Raw genomic sequence first — 19,014 nt, 5'->3', positions numbered from 1 at the left:
AAAAATTATTTCTTTTTCATCTCGTAAGCATTTTCCATTAACCAATTACAAAATGCTGTAACCTTGTCATCAAATTCAGTCCATATGTGGACTGAGTGAGGCAAAATATCTATTTTCCATTCGTCAGTAAACACTCGTACTCCCTCCTTGTTCTCATACATGTAAGCATCTTCTGTTTTGACATCTCCTAACATTTCCAATGCCTTTTGTTTGATGATTTCTCTGTCCATTGGAAATCTCTTTCTGTCATAATCTATGATCAAACTCAAATCTCTTTTCCCATACATTTCAAAATCTTCTATTCTTCCTTGCTTTGGAAAATTTACAATCAATTTGATGTTGTACAATTTTCCAACTTCTTTGCCAATCTCTACAATTCTTGTATATGCCATCGCTGGATTTTTCTTTAATAGAAATCTAATTTGTGCTAGATCTTTTTTTAACTCTACCTGCAAATCTGCAATTAATTCTGAAAATATCATGGTTGGTCTATGAAAAATTCCTATTATAATCATTAATTTCAGTCAGGATTGGTTTTTTTAGAACTTCAATTATTTGTGGTTATGGCAATGCCTCAAGATTATGATGGTATGAGAACAGATGATGCTTCACTTAGGACTGACAACGTAGATGATTATCGTAGAACCTGTATTGATTTTATCGAAGATATATCTCATGATTATGAAGCCTGGGTTGATTATTACAAATTGCCTGAGGACGAGGATAAGCGAAGACGTGCTGGTATTCATGCAGTAATTGCTAGAACTAACGAATGGATCGCAAAAGTCCCCCAGTCCATCAAAGCAGTAGATGTCGTTATGAATGATGGAATTCAAAAGATGGCCGAGTCCACTGCAGGAAAACCCTTTGAAATTGGAGTCTTTGTAAATAGCACTGCAAGCTATACTGAAGCAAATGCAGGAATAATTGATGTTAACGTAAAAGCAGCTGGACGGAATGGAAGAAAAGTTAGATTGGGGTTTCACTTTAAAGATGATAGATTTAGAATAGAATCCACATGCGGTGCATATTTGGATGAAACAAACTTGCCCCTGCAAGATTTTGATTTGATGGACATTCATTTACAGATTCATGCAGAAGATGCAAAACAGCGTGATGTGATTTCATTTACTGTTACAATTCATGAAATTGAAAATGATGTTGAAATTGAAAAAAGAGGACTAAGTACTATAATTCACATTGTTTAATTTGGAATTCTATCTTACTATCTCTAATTCCATTGCAGGTTCTTCCAAATAATCAATAAACTTGCCAGTGCTTTCAAGTTTTATTGAATTTATTTCATCCAAATCATCAAAGGAGTTCATTTTGAGATATCCTTGTGATGCGGTATACAAGACATCGTCAATGTAAAACGTTCTTGCATTATCTATTCCGTAATATCTCCAATTGTTGTCAGAGTGGGTGATGGTTCCTTTTTCCTCAAATCCCTTTATCTTGTCTAGATCAAAGACGTAAAATCCGCTCCATATGTTATAGTCTGGTGCAAACATTTTGGAACTTGTAACGTCATCTAGACTTTTGGCATCTGCACTGATTGGAATTGATAGAACATTTCTTGTTTTATCAAAGAAAAATGCTTTGTGATTGTGTAATGCTTCAGAGTGGGTGGAACTATCTCCAATCACATAATCATCCACAACTTTGGGATTGCTTACATCTGCTACATTGAATAATGCTATTTTGATTCCTAATTGCTGGACTCTGTCATTGTCTATTTCTTTAGTATCTCTGCCTACTCCGATTATGTGCTCTTCATCATATGGGTGCAAATAGTTTGAAAATCCTGGAATTTTTAATTCTCCCAAAATTTTAGGCGTATCTGTTGATAAATCAATTACAAAGAATGGGTCAATTTGCTGGAATGTCACCATGTATAGTCTGTCTCCCATGAATCTTGTAGAGAATATGCTCTCATCAGGTGCAATCTCTTCTAGTTCTCCAACTATCTCCAATTGCTCATCTAAGACATAGACTGCATTTGAGCGAATAGTTCCCTCATATTGAGTGTAAATTTCGCTAGTTGTTGCAACTCTAAATCTATCTCCGCTCTCATCCATTGAGAATTGATTTAGTAATCTTCCAGGAACTGTTCCCTTTGCAACATATTCTATTTTATCCTCATCAATTGAAATCTTGTGAATTATTGTTTTGCTTGCATCTTCTTGGATTTTTCTATCATATTCATTTAATGCCTTTTTGATTTTTTCAAACAGTTTTTCTTTCTCATTTTTGTCCATTTCGTTGTAAGCGTTTTGCATTAATTCTGAAATCTTTGCCCATTGTGCTGAAGAAGTTAGTGAAGAATCATTTTGTATTGACTTGATTTCATCTTGGATGTTGTTTGGTAATAATGGCATAATCACATCAAAGAATCTGTCTCTTGATGAATCCTCATAAAATCCAAATGGCATGTTTTGCTGATATGTGAGGTAAAAATTATCCTCTGATACATAAAATGAACCAGTATATCCCATAAGGAATGTTTCAGAATTTATGTTGTCCCCGAATATGTCAATTGCAGTTAGTGTGTTAAAGTTTGAGAACTGTTCTACATTATCAAAGTAAAATGCTTCTGGAGTCATTATTCTAACTGAATCTTCCATGATTACTGGCAGTCTTGGGTATTGGTGATCTATGTTGCTATTAGTTACAAAATATGCATAATCTCCAATCATTCTTGCATCTCTGAAATGGCCATCAATGGAATAGTCTTTGAGAATGATTGGGTTTTCTTTATCAGAGACATCTACAATTAATGCATGTGTAACGGAATTGTAAGATCGTCTTGGAACAAAGTCAAATAATGGAATTATTTCATCATCGCTTTGTCCGTTGTAAAATATTACTAGTCTGTCCTCATTGAGGAACATGTTCTGAATATATTGAGATTCAATGTCTAGTGCAATTTTAAGAATTAACTTTGCATCTTCAGCAGGGTATGCATCGATGATTGAAAGTGTATTTTGTGAGACAATGTAAACATACTTTGAATCGTTTTTGAGATAATCTGGCTCATCAACATTTGCGACTTGAACATTTGTTCTTGAATAGTCTGTTCCACCTGCTTGTACTTTAGATGCTCCATCAGTAGGCATTGGAACCGGAGCACCTGTAGATGCATCTGAATCAAACATTACAGATTCTTCTACTGCAAAATTTCTGAGAACTCTGTCATCAAAACCTCCACTAAATGAAGATGCTTCTAAAATTTCCCTTAGTTCTTGCTGTGATGATATTTTCTTTATTTCATTTGTTCCCTCAAAATACTCTGATACCACTTTGTTGACATAGATTATCTCTGGTTCGCTGGTTTCTGTTACTACTTGTATCTCTACGTTTTGCTCCAAAACTGCAAACATGATTCCTGCGGTAGCTAATACTGAAACGATTACTGCAATTGGAATAATTATTTTTGAACTCATTTTATCTCATCTTTTGAATCATCATTTTTAGTGATTACTACCCATTGGTAGTTCTAGATAAAAGGTTTAGTGAAATTTCAATTTCACCAAACAACTTACATATTCTAGAATTGACTCAGAAAACCATTGCCTGATGAACATTCTGATGACCTTACTGAAAAAATCAAAATCCTAGCCACCGATGATGAAAAGATAAAGTCTTTCGGTGAGTTATTCACAAACGACTCTAGTCGTGAAATCCTTCAGTTACTCTTCAATGAGGAATTGACTGCAAATCAAATTGCTCAAAAAACTGGCATTTCTCTGCAATTAGTAAAGTATCATTTAATCAAACTTCAAGATCTTGGAATAGTCAAAATTTCTAAAATTGAGAAAAATTCAAAATCCCAAGACATGAAAATTTACACTGCAACAAAATTCAGCATTGTAATCGTTCCACCAAAATTATCTGAGAAAACCAAAGAAAGTAAATTACTAGTTCGCTCCTTTAGACATATTTACAAAGTTGCAGGTTTAGGAATTGCAACTGGTATTTCAGGTCTATTGTCGCTATCTCAATTTCAAAACAACACAATACCTGTGACTGATTCTGCTGAAAATTTTGTAATGGAGGAATCTGCAAAGAGTATGCAATCTGCACCTGTTGATGAATCTCTACGGTCTCTTCCTGCATCTGCACCTATGATGGCAGAGTCTGAATCCCCCGACCTGTCTGCATCTAGTTTAGAATATGCAAAAACTGTTGCAGAGTCTGTAAACTCTGAATTGTTTTTACCTTTTCTAATCATTACTATAATTCTTGGCGGGGCTACTGTCTACTATTTTTGGAAATCGAGAAAATCTAATTAATTCATTCTAGCGTAATTTCGATTGCGACTCTTTTTTCTTTAGCTCTTTCTTCTCCAGGATACTTTAGAAAAGAAATTTCTTCATTTAGTTTTTCATCTGTAACTAATTTTGCATTTCCTATGAAGATATTGTCATTGTATTGTATTTTTACAAGAGGATTTGTCAATGCATTTTGAAACCAGTCTCCATCCGGTCTGTGTCTTGAAAAGTAAATTTTTCCATTGTGGTTTACTGCTCGAAGCATCACGCCATGCTCCCTGCCTGTCTTTCTTCCCTTTGTTATTAGTATTGGGCGAAATAGCTTTTCTTTAATCTCCACGCGTGGTTTTTGCAGTCAAGTAATTTAACCTCATTGATGGAAATTTCTGATATTCGTTATGATAAGCAAATCTTAGCATTCTCAACCATGTCAGTAAAACTAGAAGGAATGCCTACGAATATGGCCACGGCAGATACCTTTACTGGAAAAAAAGTAATCGATAGAGAGGGAATTGAATACGGCAAAGTCAAACACATTCACATTAACCGCGACACGCTTGTCGTATCTGGTGTAACTATACATCAAGGATTCAACAAAGACTTTTTCCTCTCAGAAGATTACATTGACAAGTTTTCTGAGGAGACATTACTTCTTAGCAGACCTCCTGTGAGAACTGGAATTCCGGTAACTGATATTGATCGACATAAAATTGGCAAAGTCAAACGATTACACAGAAATCCTGAAACCAATGAACTAGAATCAATTGAGGTATCTGATGGATTGGTGCATTCTAAAATCCTATCCAAATCTGAAATTTGGGGAGTGGGAGAAAAAGTCATTTTAAGAATGACAAAAGATGAGTTCAAATCAATTGAATGATTCTTTAACCTATTTTTTCAAAATAATTCTTTTTGATTATTCTGTTTTTTTGGAACATACTTGGCAGACTGGAATTCCTTCTTGAACTGTAACATCTACATTTGAAGAGTGACATTTTTGACATAATCCTTTCATGTCTGGGTTTCTCTATTTGGTCTTTAAATTTTTTGTGAGGATCGACTAAATCAATACTTAGCAATTTATAATTGTCAAATGCGATCAATGTGTTGTATTCAATAGAGACTAAATCTCTCACCAAATCCTTCGGTGATGTAATAGCAGTAAATGACATCTCTTTTTCTGTTAAAAAAGGGGAAATTTTTGGTTTCTTGGGACCTAATGGTGCTGGAAAAAGTACCACAATGATGATCTTGACCACTTTACTAAAACCAACATCTGGCGAAGCTTTGATTTCAGGATTTGATGTAACTGCAAATCCAAAAAAAGTTAGAGAAAATATTGGATATGTTCAACAAGAAACAACTGTCGATGAATATCTTACAGGACGAGAAAATCTCATCTTACAAGCAAAACTAAATCACATTCCAAAAAATGAAATCAACAAAAGAATAGATGATGTTTTAGATCTAATCGAATTGGTAGACAAGCAAGATCAAGCTGTTGTAACTTATTCTGGTGGAATGAGAAAAAGACTAGATATTGCAGGAGGGCTGTTGCATAGACCCAAAGTATTGTTTCTTGATGAGCCTACAGTTGGATTAGACATTCAAACTAGGAGAAAGATTTGGGAGTATATCAAGAAAATTCATACTGAATTTGATATGACTATTTTTGTTTCCACTCATTATATGGAGGAAGCCGACCAATTATGCGACCGAGTTGGAATCATTGATGGAGGAAAAATCCAGATAATTGACTCTCCTGAAAATATGAAAAAAGCAATGGGCAATGAGGTGATTTCCATAATCATTGATGAAGTGGAAAATCGTGATTTGTTATTGACAAAAATTAGAAAAATTGAATTTGTAAATAAAATTAATGAAGATGGAACTAAACTTACATTATTTGCATCTCATGGAACAGAAGTGATTCCAAAGATTTTTCAAATATCTTCAGAACTTGGAATTAAAATAAAATCCATATCTCTGACTCAGCCTACCTTAGATGATGTTTTCATTTCTTACACCGGACACGAAATCAAAGGAGATGAATCTGGATTTAATCGAAAACGTGAACATGCAAAAATGAAGAGGTTGAGAGCATGAATACTATTCTATATGATGCATATACAATTTTTTGGAGAGAACTAAAAAGATACAAAAAATCTCGCAGTGGTGTTTTGATTAGATTAATTCAACCTGCTATTTGGATTATAGTTATTGGAAATACTTTCTCTGGAACTCAACCTTTGATTCAATCAGTTGGGTTTGAAGGGGAATACATTGAATTTATGGCTCCTGGCGTCATTATCCTTACTGCAATTTTCACAAGTATCTTCGGCGGTGTGAATACATTGTGGGATAGAAGATATGGTTTTATGAACAAGGCATTGTCTTCGCCTATCTCTCGTTCTGCAATTGCTTTAGGAAAAATGACTGCAATTTCTTTGATTGCTGCATTGCAAGCTAGCTTGATTTTGGGAATTGCACTTGCGATTGGTGTCAATTTCCCTAATCCAATTATGATTGCACCAATCATGGCAATTGTGATTTTATTTTCATTAGGATTTTCTGGAATTTCTGTAATGATTGCAGCTACTGCAAAGTCTCAAGAAACTTTCTGGGGGATGATCAATTTTCTTGGAATGCCTCTGTTTATGCTAAGCCCTGCATTATTTCCATTGGAATTATTGCCTGACTGGCTTGCAGTTGTTGCAAAACTAAATCCTGTCACTTACACTGTATTGCTGGTAAGAGAGTTAATGACTGGCGTTTCTGAAGGTGGAATTCCAATTATTTTGAGCCTGGGAATTTTGGTGGCTTTTGTGGTTACAATGATTGCACTTGCAAGCTATGTTTTCACGCGTGAAGTAAACAAACCATTTTAACAAAAAGTTGACAATAATTGTAATTTTATCTAACTCTAGATGTGTTTCTCTAATTTTGTCATGATTAATTGTTGAAACCCTCTTTTGTAATAATCACAGTTTTTGTAATGCTATTGTCTGGTTCATTTTCTCAAGCATCCTTTGGCTCTGGTGATTATGATTTGTTGCACAAATGGGGAGAATATGGTCCTACAGAACCCAGTCACTTTGCTCATCCTCAATTTGTTGCAGTAGGTGATGATGGAAGTATCTATGTGACTGATTTTGGTAACAAACGTATTCAAAAGTTTTCAAGCACTGGTGAATATGTAACCCATTGGGGAAATAGCGGAAAACAGTTGGGAGATTTTTACAATCCTACTGGAATTGCAGTAGGTGATGATTCTGTCTTTGTTGCAGACCGTGATCTTAATCGCATTCAAAAATTCTCTTTAGATGGAGAGTTTATTCAAACTTGGGGTAAGAAAGGAACTGGTGATGGACAATTTTTCTATCCTAATGGAATAACTGTACATGATGATCTCGTGTATGTAGTTGATACGGGAAATCAGAGAGTTCAAATATTTTCTACTGATGGGGAATTTGTTTCTTCATTTGGTGCTAGTGGTCTAGGCCCTGGACAATTCCTTAATGTTGTTGGCATTGATTCGGACAAAGATGGAAACGTCTATGTTACTGATAAAGGAAATGGAAAAATCGAAAAATTTGATGCTGAAGGCAAATTTTTACAATCACTTCCTTTCACTTCTTCAAACTATGTGTTTTCTCCTGAGGCAATAACTGTTGATCCTTTAGGAAATCTATTTGTTGCAAATTCCGCAAATGATAGAATTTTACATTTGTCCACAAATTCTAGTTTGAAATTAAGTTTATCTGATCAAGTTGGTCCATACCTTAATTCTTTTGAAAATATTTCTGACATGGCAATTGGAATTAATGGTGAATTACTGGTGATAGATTCTCCAACTCATTCAATACAATCATTTGAAACAGAATTTTTTACATCTCCTGAGGAATCATACTATGTTGCTCCTGCTGAAGTAAGACCGCTGCCTGAAGATCAAACAAAACCTGAAATTATTGCCCCTGACTCTATTGTTGTAGAAGCTGATGATTTGTTAACTCAAATCGATATTGGAAATGCAATTGCTACTGATGAGAGTGGAATTCAAATCATCATAAATAATGCTCCTGAAGGGTTCAAACCCGGAATAAACAATGTGATTTGGATTGCATTTGACAATGCAGGTCATTCTTCAAGTGCATATCAAACCATTATTGTGAACACTTGTGGAAAAACCTATTCTGATTATAATCTTGTTGAAGGAACATCTGGAGATGATGTAATTTCAGGTACTGATGGGGATGATCTAATCTTCGGTCTGGAAGGAAATGACCTGATTTCCGGAGGACTAGGAAATGATTGTATCTTCGGAGGCTCCGGTGATGATATTATATCTGGCGGGGACGGTGATGATATGATTAAGGGCAATTCTGGAAATGATATTTTGAAAGGACAATCTGGAATTGATATTCTTATTGCAAATTCAGGTTCAGATGTACTTGACGGTGGTGCAAACTCTGACAGATGCTATCTTGATTCAGAAAAAGATCTATTGCTAAACTGTGAATAGATTTTTTTCTATATAGAAACAATACTTCTATCTAGACTCTTATTCCATAGTTAGAAAACCATCTAACAGCTTACACTCTAAAATTTATCTTTACAATTTAATGACTTACAAAAACGCAAGAAACATTGTAATCTTTAGTATTGTTACAATATTCACTATTGCCTCATTTGGAATTTCTAATGTATTTGCAGAAGAAACTGAAGAGGGATACAAAATGATAGGTGATGTAAGACCTGTTTTGACATTCACATTTAGAGATGGAGTTGAAACATATGAATTTCCTGTCTTTGAAATGGGTGAAAACTTTGCAGCAAACTCTGGAGTTTCATTTTCTGTAGAAGGAACTGTAACTGATTCTCCTTTATTGCATAAAGCAATGGATGAGGCATACAAGTATAGATTATCAAACGATGCATATGATTATGAATTCAAATTATTTGATGTTGATGTAGATTTTGTAAAAGAGGGTGAATCAATAATCACTCTTGATTACAACACCTGTAGAATCGATAATTATCAAGTTGAGACACTTGATTCAAATGACTATGAAAGCTATTTTGCAAAAGTAGGATTTGCTATTGTGGATAAAATTGACTTTGTATGCAGTGGAGTAAATTCAGAATATGATTATCAGATGACTGCAAATAATTCCTTTACAGACTATGGTGATTCTGGATTTAAATTCGCTAATGATATGAGTACTGCAATAACCTTCAGTTTTGAAAATGGGATGGAAAAAATCCATTTTCCTGTATTCAATCTAGTTTCAGGTTATGAAGAAACCTCTGATAACGTAGTTGCAGAATTTGAAGTAGAGGGAGTTTTAGATTACTATCCTCTATTGTTTAATGCAATAGAGAAATCAAGACAAGTATCTGGACTTTCTACTGCGTCTAATGTGGATTTTGATGCACTAGTAGAATTTGTTGATACTGATTCAACTTTAAGAGGACTTGATTTTACAAGTTGCAGAATATCTGATGCACGAATAGATACTCAAACAGACAAGGAAGAAGGATTCACAGGAAAAAGTGGATTTGTTTTAGTTCTTCAATCTACATTTACTTGCTCTGGTCTTGAAGGAGTGAATATGCATTATGATAAACTGAGAGGAGATCTTCCTATTTGGAAAACAACTCATTTGACAAATTCATACGTTGAATCTATTCAGAATACTGATGGTAATTTGGATGCAATCGCCACTTTTACTTTTGCTGATGGAAACGAAACTGTAGAGTTTTCAATGTTTAAGCAAAGTGAAGTATTGAGTGCAACTGAAGATACTAGTATTCTTAACAAGGCTACATATCCAACTATAGAATTACGTGGAATTGTAGGTGACTATCCAATACTGTACAACTATCTGGATAAAACTCTGGATATTCAAGGTGTTGCAGGTACTGCCAATGCAGACTTGATTGACATTGATGTTGATTTAGTATCTGATGGCAAAGTAATTCGTGGCTTTAATTATGTAAATTGTAGAGCTATCGATTATACTGTTGAAACAAACTCAAACTCTGAAGAGAGCTATGTCAAAAATAAATTTGCTCTAGAAAATATTTTTGACTTTGAATGCCAAGGATATCACCCAAACAATCCTGCATATGATACAATGTTTACTGTAGAAAAAGCAAACACTGAAAGCAGTTCTAATCTGAGAAACACTGACAAATGGGGTCAGGGCTTTACAGTCCGAGAATAATTTTCTCATTTTATTTTTTTATTTTTACGATCATTTTTAGATCTCTTGATTTCCTTGTTTCTATATAGTACAATAGATTGTATGTTCATCACCCTTATGTCCAATTCTGAATCCAATGAATCATGGGACAATGGTTATCTTGGATAAAATCCAACGAAAAAGAACTTTTAAAAATTTTAGATGATCTAGCAAAAAAAGCAGTTGAAACCTCTGAAGCCGTAGTGGTTTTATTTGATGATCTTTCTAATTCTGAACAAACAAAAAAGATTCATGTTCTTGAAACTGAAGCAGATGTACTAACACGTGACATCTTTTCGGAACTGAATAAGACATTCATCACTCCTCTAGATCGTGAGGATATGCAAAGAATTGCATCAAAAATCGACGATGTGATTGATTTTATGGATGGAATTGCAGCAAGGGTTTACAGCTACAAAATCACGACTCCTCCACCATATGCTGTTGAGATGGTTAAAGAATTAGTCAAAGCCACAAAAGAAGTAGAGTACATGATTTCTAAGTTACAACGTATCAATAATCCAAAAGATATGATTGAACATTGTAGAAATACAAGCGATATTGAACATACTGTTGATGATCTGTATAGAGAAGCCATCAAAGAAGTCTTTGAAAGCAATGATGCAATTAAAATCATTAAACTAAAAGATATCTATGAAACAATTGAGACTGCCTCTGACCGTTGTGTAGATGTTGCAGATGTCATTGAAGATATTGTTTTAAAATATACATGAGATGATTAAATGTTAGAAATAGCAATAGGTGCAATTATCGTTGCGTTAATCTTTGATTTTGTAAATGGATTTAATGATTCTGCAAATTCTGTTGCTACTGTAATTGGGACTCGTGTTCTAAAACCTCTACATGCTGTAGGATTGTCTGCAGCGATGAATTTCATTGGCCCTTTTGTTTTCGGTGTTGCTGTTGCAACTACGATTGCAAAAGGAATTGTTAGTCCTGATGACATTACAGTATACATGATTGTAGGAGGACTGACTGGGGCAATTGGTTGGAGTACTCTTTGCACTTATTTTGGTTTGCCTATTTCAAACAGTCATTCTTTGATTGGAGGAATAATGGGTGCAGGCATTGCAGGATTAGGATTTGAAAAATTAGTTTATGGTGGATTAACTAAGGTCTTTGCAGGAATCGTAATTGCACCCGTTGGTGGAATTATTTTTGGTTTATTGTTGACTACTTTGATTATTACAGTATTTGCAAGTCGTAAACCTGGACCTGTCAACAAAACGTTTGGTAAATTACAAATTATTTCTTCAGCATGGTTTGCATTAACTCACGGAGCAAATGATGGACAAAAAACAATGGGAATTATTGTTTTAATTCTATTCTCAGCCGGAATGATTCCTGAACTTGAGATGCCTTTCTGGGTAATTCTTGCCGCTGCATCTGCTATGGGATTAGGCACGTTCTTTGGAGGATACAAAGTCATCAAAACACTTGGCGTAAAAATTACAAAACTTCGACCATATCAAGGATTTGCAGCAGAAACTGGTGGAGGATTAATGCTTGCAATATTTGCAGTATTTGGTATTCCTGCTAGTACTACACATGCAATAACAGGAACCATCATGGGTTCGGGTGCTGCTAGAAGAAAACGTGCAGTTAGATGGAAAGTTAGCAGACAAATTGTATTTTCTTGGATCATCACGATTCCAGGAGCTGCACTTATGGGAATTGGATTTACTTATCTGATTAATCTATTTGTCTAAATAATACCTTGATTTTTATTTCAGCAAAATTTTTTTGAATTGATCAATGGACATTTTACAATTAATTCAGGCTAATCTGCTTACTCCTATAATTCTATTTTTTCTATTTGGAATTATCGCTGCCAGAATAAAATCTGATTTAAAAATTCCTGAAGCAATATCTGAATTTTTGCCAATCTATCTTCTTGCAGCAATAGGACTGCACGGAGGAATAGAAATGCGTAACACCGGATTTGAAAATATGTTAATTCCGATGTTGGCTGCAATCGGCTTGTCATTATTGTTTACATTAAATCACTATCAAATTTTACGAAGGCTAGGAAAGTTTAATCTCTTTGATTCCTATGCCCTGGCATCTACTTATGGTGCTGTAGGTGCAGTTCATTTTTCTGTAGGTTTATCCTTTTTGAAAAATCAGGGAGTTACATCAGAAGGATATATTGCAGCAATTCTTGCAGTGTTAGAACCTCTTGCCTTCATTTTGGCAATATTTATGACAAATATGGCAGTATCAAAACAGATCAAAACAAAGAAACAATCTTTTTCAGATGACGATTATTCAAATATCGATGTTGGTTTAAACCAGACTAAAACAAAAATCACCAAAGTATTACATGAATCCATAACTGGAAAAGCAATTGTAATTCTTCTTGGTAGTATTGTAATTGGTTACATTATTGGTGAGAAGGGATTTGAATCAATAAAGATCGTATTTGATGATATGTTTACTGGAGCAATAGTGATTTTCATGATTGAAATGGGCATTATTGCCGGTCAAAGACTCGATGACATTAAAAAAGTGGGACTTTTTCTTACTGCATTTGCAATAATCATACCGGTATTCAATGGAATAATAGGCGTTCTAGTTTCAACGGCCTTGGGATTGAGCATAGGTGGTGCAGTAATGTTTGGATTGTTGATGGCTAGTGCCTCATTTATTGCAGCTCCTGCGGTTTTACGTCACGCAATCCCGCAAGCAAAACCCAGTCTATACATCACATCTGCATTGGGAATAACATTTCCGTTTAACATCATTGTCACATTGCCAATTTTGTTTACAATATCTACACTTGTTCATAGTGGAGAAGGAACGATAGACTTATTCAATTACATAACTGAGGGACTTTTATGAAACTGTATAATGTTAAACTGCTTACCGTCACTTGTGAGATTTTAGCACAAGAAAATATTATAGAGATTCTCAAAAAACATGAAATCACTGGATACACAACATATGAAGTGGATGGAAATGGTGCACGTGGCATACGTGGGCAAGGTCTTAAAAATGAAAAAAATGTCAAGGTTGAAGTAATTTTGCGTGAGGAAAAACTACAAGATGTTGTAGAGGAAATTTCAAGAACGCTATTTGCTAATTTTGCAATAGTTCTATATGTCAGTGATGTTGGTGTTGTACGAATTGAAAAATTCTAACAACAATTTTCTTCTGAACACAAAATTGGAATTTTTTTACTTGTTCTGGTGACTACTGAAATTAATTCAGATAACTGATTGTTTGCTATTGCATACATTGCTTTTTTACCTTCATCTCGTGATTTGACAACTCCGCATTTCTTTAACGTCTTTAGATGGTGGGATACCAGAGGTTGATCTTTTTCTAATTTTTCTACAAAATCATTTACACAAAGTTCCTTGTTTTTCTGCAATAATTCTAAAATCTCAAAGCGTGTTTCATCGCAAATACATCTTAAGAGGCTGATTCCATTCATATCAATCTAAATTTATATAAACTGATATTTATATGATGATTAAGAATGCCTGAAAATATTCTCTTTGTGTGCGTAGAAAACGCTGGTAGAAGCCAAATGGCTGAGGCTTTTTTTAGAAAACTTGCTCCAACTAAATTCAATGTTTCAAGTGCAGGAACAATCCCTTCGCCACAACTTAATCCAATTGTGATTCAGGTCATGAAAGAAATTGGAATTGACCTAGAAAACCAAAAACCAAAACTATTGTCTGCATCTATGGTTAAAGATTCGTCTAAAACTGTTAACATGGGGTGCATGGATAAGGAATCTTGTCCTTCATTGTTTGTCAAAGATGTACTTGATTGGAATATATCAGATCCTAAAGAAAAAACACTTGATGAAGTAAGAGAAATTCGTGACAAAATAAAGTCTGAAGTGATTGCTCTTATCAAATCCCTTGAGGAAAAAGATTGATGACTTATTCAAATTTACAAATATTTACAGTTGAACTAATTGGAACTTTTATTCTTGTAATATTTGCAACTGGGTCTATTGTTTATGATGCTGAATTTTTTGATGGTCAATTGGGAATTCCCTTTGCAGCAGTGGCTCCTTTTATTGCATTACTCATCGGTGTCTATTCTTTTGGAAAAATATCTCTGGCGCATTTTAATCCTGCAGTTACTATTGGTTACTATATTACAGGACATATCTCAAAAATTCAAATTATTTATTATTTTGCAGCAGAAATAATTGGTGCCATATTGGGATCTCTTTTTGTACTGACATTCATTGGAGACAAGGCAAATCTAGGAGCAAATGCTCCCAATTATGATTTTTCAATCTTTGTAATTTTTCCAGTTGAGGTTTTAGCTTCTGCAATGTTGATGGGCGTTATTTTTTATGTTGTATATACAAAAGGTCTTAGAGGATTCAGCGGTGTTGCAATAGGTGGAATCGTTGGATTGGATATTTTGTTTTTGGCGTTTATCTCTGGCGCATCAATGAATCCTGCTCGAGCACTAGCACCCGCATTACTATCTGAAACGTTTGAAAATTTGTGGATCTATTGGTCTGCTCCATATGTGGGTACAACGATTGTCGCATTTCTGTTCAGAAAGAAATTTCAAGCACAAAGAGCGGCAAATTACGAATAATAATGACCAAAAATACCCCTTGAATGGTGTCTGAATCTAAAAAATTATTCAATATTGCCAAAAAAGTAATTCCATCAGGGGTCAATAGCCCGGTAAGGTATTTTGAGCCATATCCATTTTTTACAAAAAAAGCAAATGGGGCATACATTTGGGATGCTGATGACAAACGCTACATTGATTTTTGCAATGGCTATGGCGCATTACTCTTAGGGCATAGACGTAAAGAAATAATCAAAGCTGTTTCTAATCAGTTATCGAAAGGAACTCTTTACTGTACTCCTACAGAATCTGAGATTGAGCTCTCAAAATTAATCATTAAGAATTTCCCTTCTGTTGACAAAGTAAGATTGATGAATACTGGTGGTGAAGCTACAATGACTGCAATTAGATTAGCACGTGGATTCACAAAAAAGAAAAAAATAATAAAATTTGAGGGATGTTATCACGGTGCACATGATTCTGTTTTGGTAAAAGCTGGTTCTGGCTCTGCACATAATGGAATTTCAGTTTCTGATGGTGGATTAGATGAAGTTTCAAAAAATACTCTAGTTGTAGAATACAACAACATTGAAGATTTACAAAAAACCATCCAAAAAAATAAAGATATTGCAGGAGTAATTGTAGAGCCAATCCTTGCAAACATGGGTTTGATTTTGCCTGAAAAGAATTTTCTTTCCGATTTAAGAAAAATCACTAAAGAAAATAACATCCCTCTAATCTTTGATGAAGTAGTAACTGGTTTTAGAGTTGCACCTGGTGGGGCTCAAGAACATTTTGGAATAAAGCCTGACTTGACTACTATGGCAAAAGCACTCAGTAATGGATTTACCATCTCTGCTGTTGGTGGAAAAAAAGAAATCATGGATTTACTTTCTCCTGGTGGTAAAGTTTACCAAGCAAGTACTTTTGCAGGAAATCCAATTTCTGTAAGCGCTGCAATCAGTTCAATAAAGACAATCAACAAAATCAAAAACAAACTATATTCAAAACTTGAAAGATTCAATCTGTTGTTTTCTACTACATTAGATGATATGGCAACTGACATGAAAATTCCACATCAGATCAATTTTACAGCCTCCATGCTCCAAATTTTCTTTACAAACAAGCCTGTTGTGGATTATCAAACCTCAAAAAATGCAGACGCAAAGAAATTTCAAAAATTGTTCCAGACTTTGCTAAAAAACGGTATTTTTATTGCACCATCTCAGTTTGAAGTAGTTTTTCTCTCTGACGCTCATACTGAAACTGATCTGAACAAAACATTAGATGCATATCATTTGGCATTAAAATCGGTGAAAAATTGAAGTACATAGTAGGGGCTAGAGGAAGTCAGTTATCCGTTGCACAAACTAATTGGGTAATTGCTGAATTGAAAAAAACAAATCCTGACTGTGATTATGAAATCAAAACAATTACTACCAAAGGTGACACTGATGCTAGACCTCTATTCACAATAGATCAAAAAGGAATTTTTGAAAAAGAGATTGATAGGGCAGTTGCTAAGAAAGAGATTGATTTTGCTGTACATAGTTTGAAGGATGTTCCATCCGAACTTGACAAAAATTTGATACTGGCATGTATACCAAAGCGTGAAGCTGTAAATGACGTGTTTATTTCTTCAGATGGTTCTACATTAGATACTATCAAAAAAGGTTCAGTAATTGGAACTAGCTCGTTACGAAGAGCAGTTCAAGTTTCAAGGAAACGACCTGATGTTGTTGTAAAACCAATCCGTGGAAATATTGAAACAAGAATCAAAAAAGCATCTGGAGAAAAATATGATGCAATTGTTTTAGCACAAGCTGGAATATCTCGATTAGGTGTTGATGTAGTTCATACTCCTTTATCTGTTGATGATTTTTCACCTTCTCCTGGACAAGGTGCAATTGCAATTGTTGCAAGAGCAGATGATTCTAAAACAATTGCAATGCTGAAAAAAATTGAAGATGCTGATTCTCGTTTAGAGATAGAGGCTGAGCGTTCACTTTCTGACTATGTTGATTCAGGATGTAGATTTCCATTAGGAGCATACGCAAAATCTACTGGCTCTGAGATGACTTTGACCGTGTATGCATTTTCAGTAGATGGGAAACAATCACTACATGTAAGCAAAACAGGAAAGAAAGATGATCCTGAATCTCTGGGGAAAATTGTGGGAGAAGAACTACGTATGAAAGGAGTAAATGATCTTGCATTAAATTGGAGAGAAAAAGTGGAGGAATGGAATAAGTCATGACTGGAAAAGTGTATCTTGTTGGTGCAGGCCCTGGAGACAGTAAATTAATCACACTACGTGCTGTTGAATTGCTTGAAAAAGCAGATGTTGTTTTGTATGACAGATTGGTAAGCAAAAAAATTATTTCAATGATTCCAAAAAAAACTGAAAAAGTCTATGTGGGTCGTGCAGTTGGAGATGACACAACCCATCAAAATACCACTAATGATCTGATGGTGAAATATGCAAAATCTAAGAAAAATGTAGTCAGGCTAAAGGGCGGTGATCCGATTATTTTTGGACGTGGTGGTGAAGAAGCAGAATTCCTCAAAGAAAACAAAATAAAATATGAAATTGTTCCAGGAATTACTTCTGGAATTGGTTCGGCAACATATGCTGGTATTCCTTTAACTCATAGAAAATATGCCTCATCTGTAGTCTTTGTAACAGGACACGAAGATCCTGAAAAGAAAAAAGAGATTGTCAAATGGAAAAACCTTGCAAAATCAGTCGATACAATCGTCATCATGATGGGATTGTCTCGAATTGATATAATCTGCAAGCAATTAATCGCAGGCGGAATGGATAAAAAAACACCTGTAGCTGTAATCCAAAACGGAACTACTCCTAAACAAAAAATGATCAAAGGAACTGTTACAAATATTGCAAAAAAAGTCAAAGAAAACAAAATTACCCCTCCAACTAACATCATTATTGGAAACGTCGTTGACTTGTCAGATATTATAGGTTGGAAATAATGCTTGACGGAAAGACAATTGCAATTACTCGCTCAAAAGATGACGCATCTGAATTTATTGCATTAGCAGAACAAAACAATGCAAATCCAATTCCGTTGCCTACAATAGAGCTAGTAAGTAAAGGTGAAAAAATTGTTGATGATTTTTTAAATTTGATTGATGCAGAAAATCCGGATTATTCTTTGTTTCTTAGCTCAAAGGCAGTAAAAATCTTGTTTGATACTGCAAAAAATGTTGGCAAGTTTGAAAAATTACAATTGTCAGTAGCAAATACTATGGTAATGTCTGTTGGCCCAAAGACTACACTGTCTCTGAATTCATATGGAATTAAAGTCAATCATGAACCACAAAATAACTCCTCAGTTGGTGTTGGTGAAGAGTTTTCCCAAATTAATGCAGTTGGAAAAAAAGTAATCATTCCTAGAAGCGGAGCATCTAATTCTTTTCTAAAGGACTTGCTAAATAAAATTGGAATTAATGTTGTCGAATTGCATTTGTATGATGTCTGTGCATTTAGAGATACATCTCAATGGAATGGATTTCGTGAATTATTCTCACAAAACAAAATTGACGGAGTGATCTTTACTAGTGCATCTTCTGTGCGTGGATTCCTTGAGATCATGCTACAAGATTATGAAAAAACAGATTTGAAGAATCGTCTTTCAAAATTATCTCTAGTGTGTATTGGTCCTTTTACATCTGAAGAACTCACAAAGTTAGATATTCCCTGCATCGTATCTGAAGTTCACACCGTTGCAGGTGCATTTGATGAGATGAAAAATTCATTGACTGTCACCAATATTTGAGAGTAGCTTAGAATCATTAAATTTTAAAGGATTTGACAAATAGTGATTCTGATATATTTCCAAATCATAAAGCCTCACAAGATCCTGTTTAACTAAACTCTTGGTTTTAGCTCAAGCTATTTA

General features: G+C 34.6%; 21 protein-coding genes. 17 read left to right on the top strand and 4 right to left on the bottom strand.

The features are described 5' to 3' along the window. Positions 1-5 precede the first annotated feature (5 nt). Positions 6-482, bottom strand: a complete 477-nt coding sequence (locus ACW9XA_RS01210; protein WP_457762848.1) for a hypothetical protein — start codon at positions 480-482, stop codon at positions 6-8. 81 nt (positions 483-563) lie between these two features. Between ACW9XA_RS01210 and ACW9XA_RS01205 the strand changes: the two genes are divergently transcribed. After that, positions 564-1,208 carry a hypothetical protein gene (locus tag ACW9XA_RS01205; protein WP_457762627.1) on the top strand — a complete coding sequence of 215 codons (645 nt, stop codon included), beginning with the start codon at positions 564-566 and terminating at the stop codon, positions 1,206-1,208. A 9-nt stretch (positions 1,209-1,217) separates the two neighbouring features. Here the strand turns inward: ACW9XA_RS01205 and ACW9XA_RS01200 are convergent, their stop codons facing one another. Continuing rightward, positions 1,218-3,446 (bottom strand): beta-propeller domain-containing protein, encoded by a 2,229-nt coding sequence (locus ACW9XA_RS01200; protein ID WP_457762626.1) that lies wholly within the window; start codon positions 3,444-3,446, stop codon positions 1,218-1,220. Between the two features lie 126 nt (positions 3,447-3,572). Here ACW9XA_RS01200 and ACW9XA_RS01195 point away from each other — a divergent pair, with 126 nt between their 5' ends. Further along, a complete protein-coding gene (locus ACW9XA_RS01195; RefSeq protein ID WP_457762625.1) occupies positions 3,573-4,295 on the top strand; it encodes an ArsR/SmtB family transcription factor in 723 nt (240 codons plus the stop codon). Position 4,296: 1 nt separating this feature from the next. On the opposite strand, the gene ACW9XA_RS01190 is transcribed toward ACW9XA_RS01195, so the two are convergent. Continuing rightward, positions 4,297-4,614 (bottom strand): nitroreductase/quinone reductase family protein, encoded by a 318-nt coding sequence (locus tag ACW9XA_RS01190; protein ID WP_457762624.1) that lies wholly within the window; start codon positions 4,612-4,614, stop codon positions 4,297-4,299. Between the two features lie 36 nt (positions 4,615-4,650). Here ACW9XA_RS01190 and ACW9XA_RS01185 point away from each other — a divergent pair, with 36 nt between their 5' ends. The 9 genes from ACW9XA_RS01185 (at position 4,651) to ACW9XA_RS01145 (ending at position 13,680) form a co-directional block, all read left to right on the top strand. Beyond that, positions 4,651-5,154: a PRC-barrel domain-containing protein gene (locus ACW9XA_RS01185; protein WP_457762623.1), complete on the top strand. Its 504-nt coding sequence runs from the start codon at positions 4,651-4,653 to the stop codon at positions 5,152-5,154. 227 nt (positions 5,155-5,381) lie between these two features. Beyond that, positions 5,382-6,380, top strand: a complete 999-nt coding sequence (locus ACW9XA_RS01180; RefSeq protein ID WP_457762622.1) for an ATP-binding cassette domain-containing protein — start codon at positions 5,382-5,384, stop codon at positions 6,378-6,380. Further along, positions 6,377-7,162 carry an ABC transporter permease gene (locus tag ACW9XA_RS01175; protein ID WP_457762621.1) on the top strand — a complete coding sequence of 262 codons (786 nt, stop codon included), beginning with the start codon at positions 6,377-6,379 and terminating at the stop codon, positions 7,160-7,162. The genes ACW9XA_RS01180 and ACW9XA_RS01175 overlap by 4 nt, the downstream gene beginning before the upstream one ends. Positions 7,163-7,230: 68 nt before the next feature. Beyond that, positions 7,231-8,796, top strand: a complete 1,566-nt coding sequence (locus ACW9XA_RS01170) for a 6-bladed beta-propeller (protein ID WP_457762620.1) — start codon at positions 7,231-7,233, stop codon at positions 8,794-8,796. Between the two features lie 100 nt (positions 8,797-8,896). After that, the gene (locus tag ACW9XA_RS01165; RefSeq protein WP_457762619.1) at positions 8,897-10,501 is read left to right on the top strand and encodes a hypothetical protein; all 1,605 of its coding nucleotides are present in this window, start codon (positions 8,897-8,899) and stop codon (positions 10,499-10,501) included. Positions 10,502-10,623: 122 nt separating this feature from the next. Next, the gene (locus tag ACW9XA_RS01160; RefSeq protein WP_457762618.1) at positions 10,624-11,253 is read left to right on the top strand and encodes a DUF47 domain-containing protein; all 630 of its coding nucleotides are present in this window, start codon (positions 10,624-10,626) and stop codon (positions 11,251-11,253) included. A gap of 9 nt (positions 11,254-11,262) precedes the next feature. After that, positions 11,263-12,249 carry an anion permease gene (locus tag ACW9XA_RS01155; RefSeq protein WP_457762617.1) on the top strand — a complete coding sequence of 329 codons (987 nt, stop codon included), beginning with the start codon at positions 11,263-11,265 and terminating at the stop codon, positions 12,247-12,249. 46 nt (positions 12,250-12,295) lie between these two features. Then, the gene (locus ACW9XA_RS01150) at positions 12,296-13,381 is read left to right on the top strand and encodes a sodium-dependent bicarbonate transport family permease (protein ID WP_457762616.1); all 1,086 of its coding nucleotides are present in this window, start codon (positions 12,296-12,298) and stop codon (positions 13,379-13,381) included. Further along, positions 13,378-13,680 (top strand): DUF3240 family protein, encoded by a 303-nt coding sequence (locus ACW9XA_RS01145; protein WP_300325777.1) that lies wholly within the window; start codon positions 13,378-13,380, stop codon positions 13,678-13,680. The genes ACW9XA_RS01150 and ACW9XA_RS01145 overlap by 4 nt, the downstream gene beginning before the upstream one ends. On the opposite strand, the gene ACW9XA_RS01140 is transcribed toward ACW9XA_RS01145, so the two are convergent. Beyond that, on the bottom strand, positions 13,677-13,976 hold the full coding sequence (locus ACW9XA_RS01140; RefSeq protein ID WP_457762615.1) for an ArsR/SmtB family transcription factor: 300 nt from the start codon (positions 13,974-13,976) through the stop codon (positions 13,677-13,679). The two genes, ACW9XA_RS01145 and ACW9XA_RS01140, sit on opposite strands and share 4 nt — an antisense overlap. 45 nt (positions 13,977-14,021) lie before the next feature. Here ACW9XA_RS01140 and ACW9XA_RS01135 point away from each other — a divergent pair, with 45 nt between their 5' ends. From ACW9XA_RS01135 to ACW9XA_RS01110, 6 genes are read left to right on the top strand one after another with little or no spacing between them, the layout of a single operon-like run. After that, positions 14,022-14,429 (top strand): arsenate reductase ArsC, encoded by a 408-nt coding sequence (locus ACW9XA_RS01135; protein WP_457762614.1) that lies wholly within the window; start codon positions 14,022-14,024, stop codon positions 14,427-14,429. After that, positions 14,429-15,112, top strand: coding sequence for an MIP/aquaporin family protein (locus ACW9XA_RS01130; protein ID WP_457762613.1), 684 nt, complete (start codon positions 14,429-14,431; stop codon positions 15,110-15,112). Before ACW9XA_RS01135 ends, ACW9XA_RS01130 begins: the two co-directional genes overlap by 1 nt. A gap of 23 nt (positions 15,113-15,135) precedes the next feature. Next, entirely contained in the window at positions 15,136-16,416 is a 1,281-nt protein-coding gene (gene hemL / locus ACW9XA_RS01125; protein ID WP_457762612.1) for a glutamate-1-semialdehyde 2,1-aminomutase, read from the top strand. After that, positions 16,413-17,348, top strand: a complete 936-nt coding sequence (gene hemC / locus ACW9XA_RS01120) for a hydroxymethylbilane synthase (RefSeq protein ID WP_457762611.1) — start codon at positions 16,413-16,415, stop codon at positions 17,346-17,348. The genes hemL and hemC overlap by 4 nt, the downstream gene beginning before the upstream one ends. Continuing rightward, positions 17,345-18,085, top strand: coding sequence for a uroporphyrinogen-III C-methyltransferase (gene cobA, locus ACW9XA_RS01115; RefSeq protein WP_457762610.1), 741 nt, complete (start codon positions 17,345-17,347; stop codon positions 18,083-18,085). Before hemC ends, cobA begins: the two co-directional genes overlap by 4 nt. Next, positions 18,085-18,891, top strand: coding sequence for a uroporphyrinogen-III synthase (locus ACW9XA_RS01110; protein ID WP_457762609.1), 807 nt, complete (start codon positions 18,085-18,087; stop codon positions 18,889-18,891). Before cobA ends, ACW9XA_RS01110 begins: the two co-directional genes overlap by 1 nt. Positions 18,892-19,014: the final 123 nt, after the last annotated feature.

It is taken from the genome of Candidatus Nitrosopumilus sp. bin_6a (genome assembly GCF_054095695.1).
The sequence above is the reverse complement of the archived record's forward strand: the minus strand, read 5'-3'. Positions and strand labels throughout refer to the sequence as shown.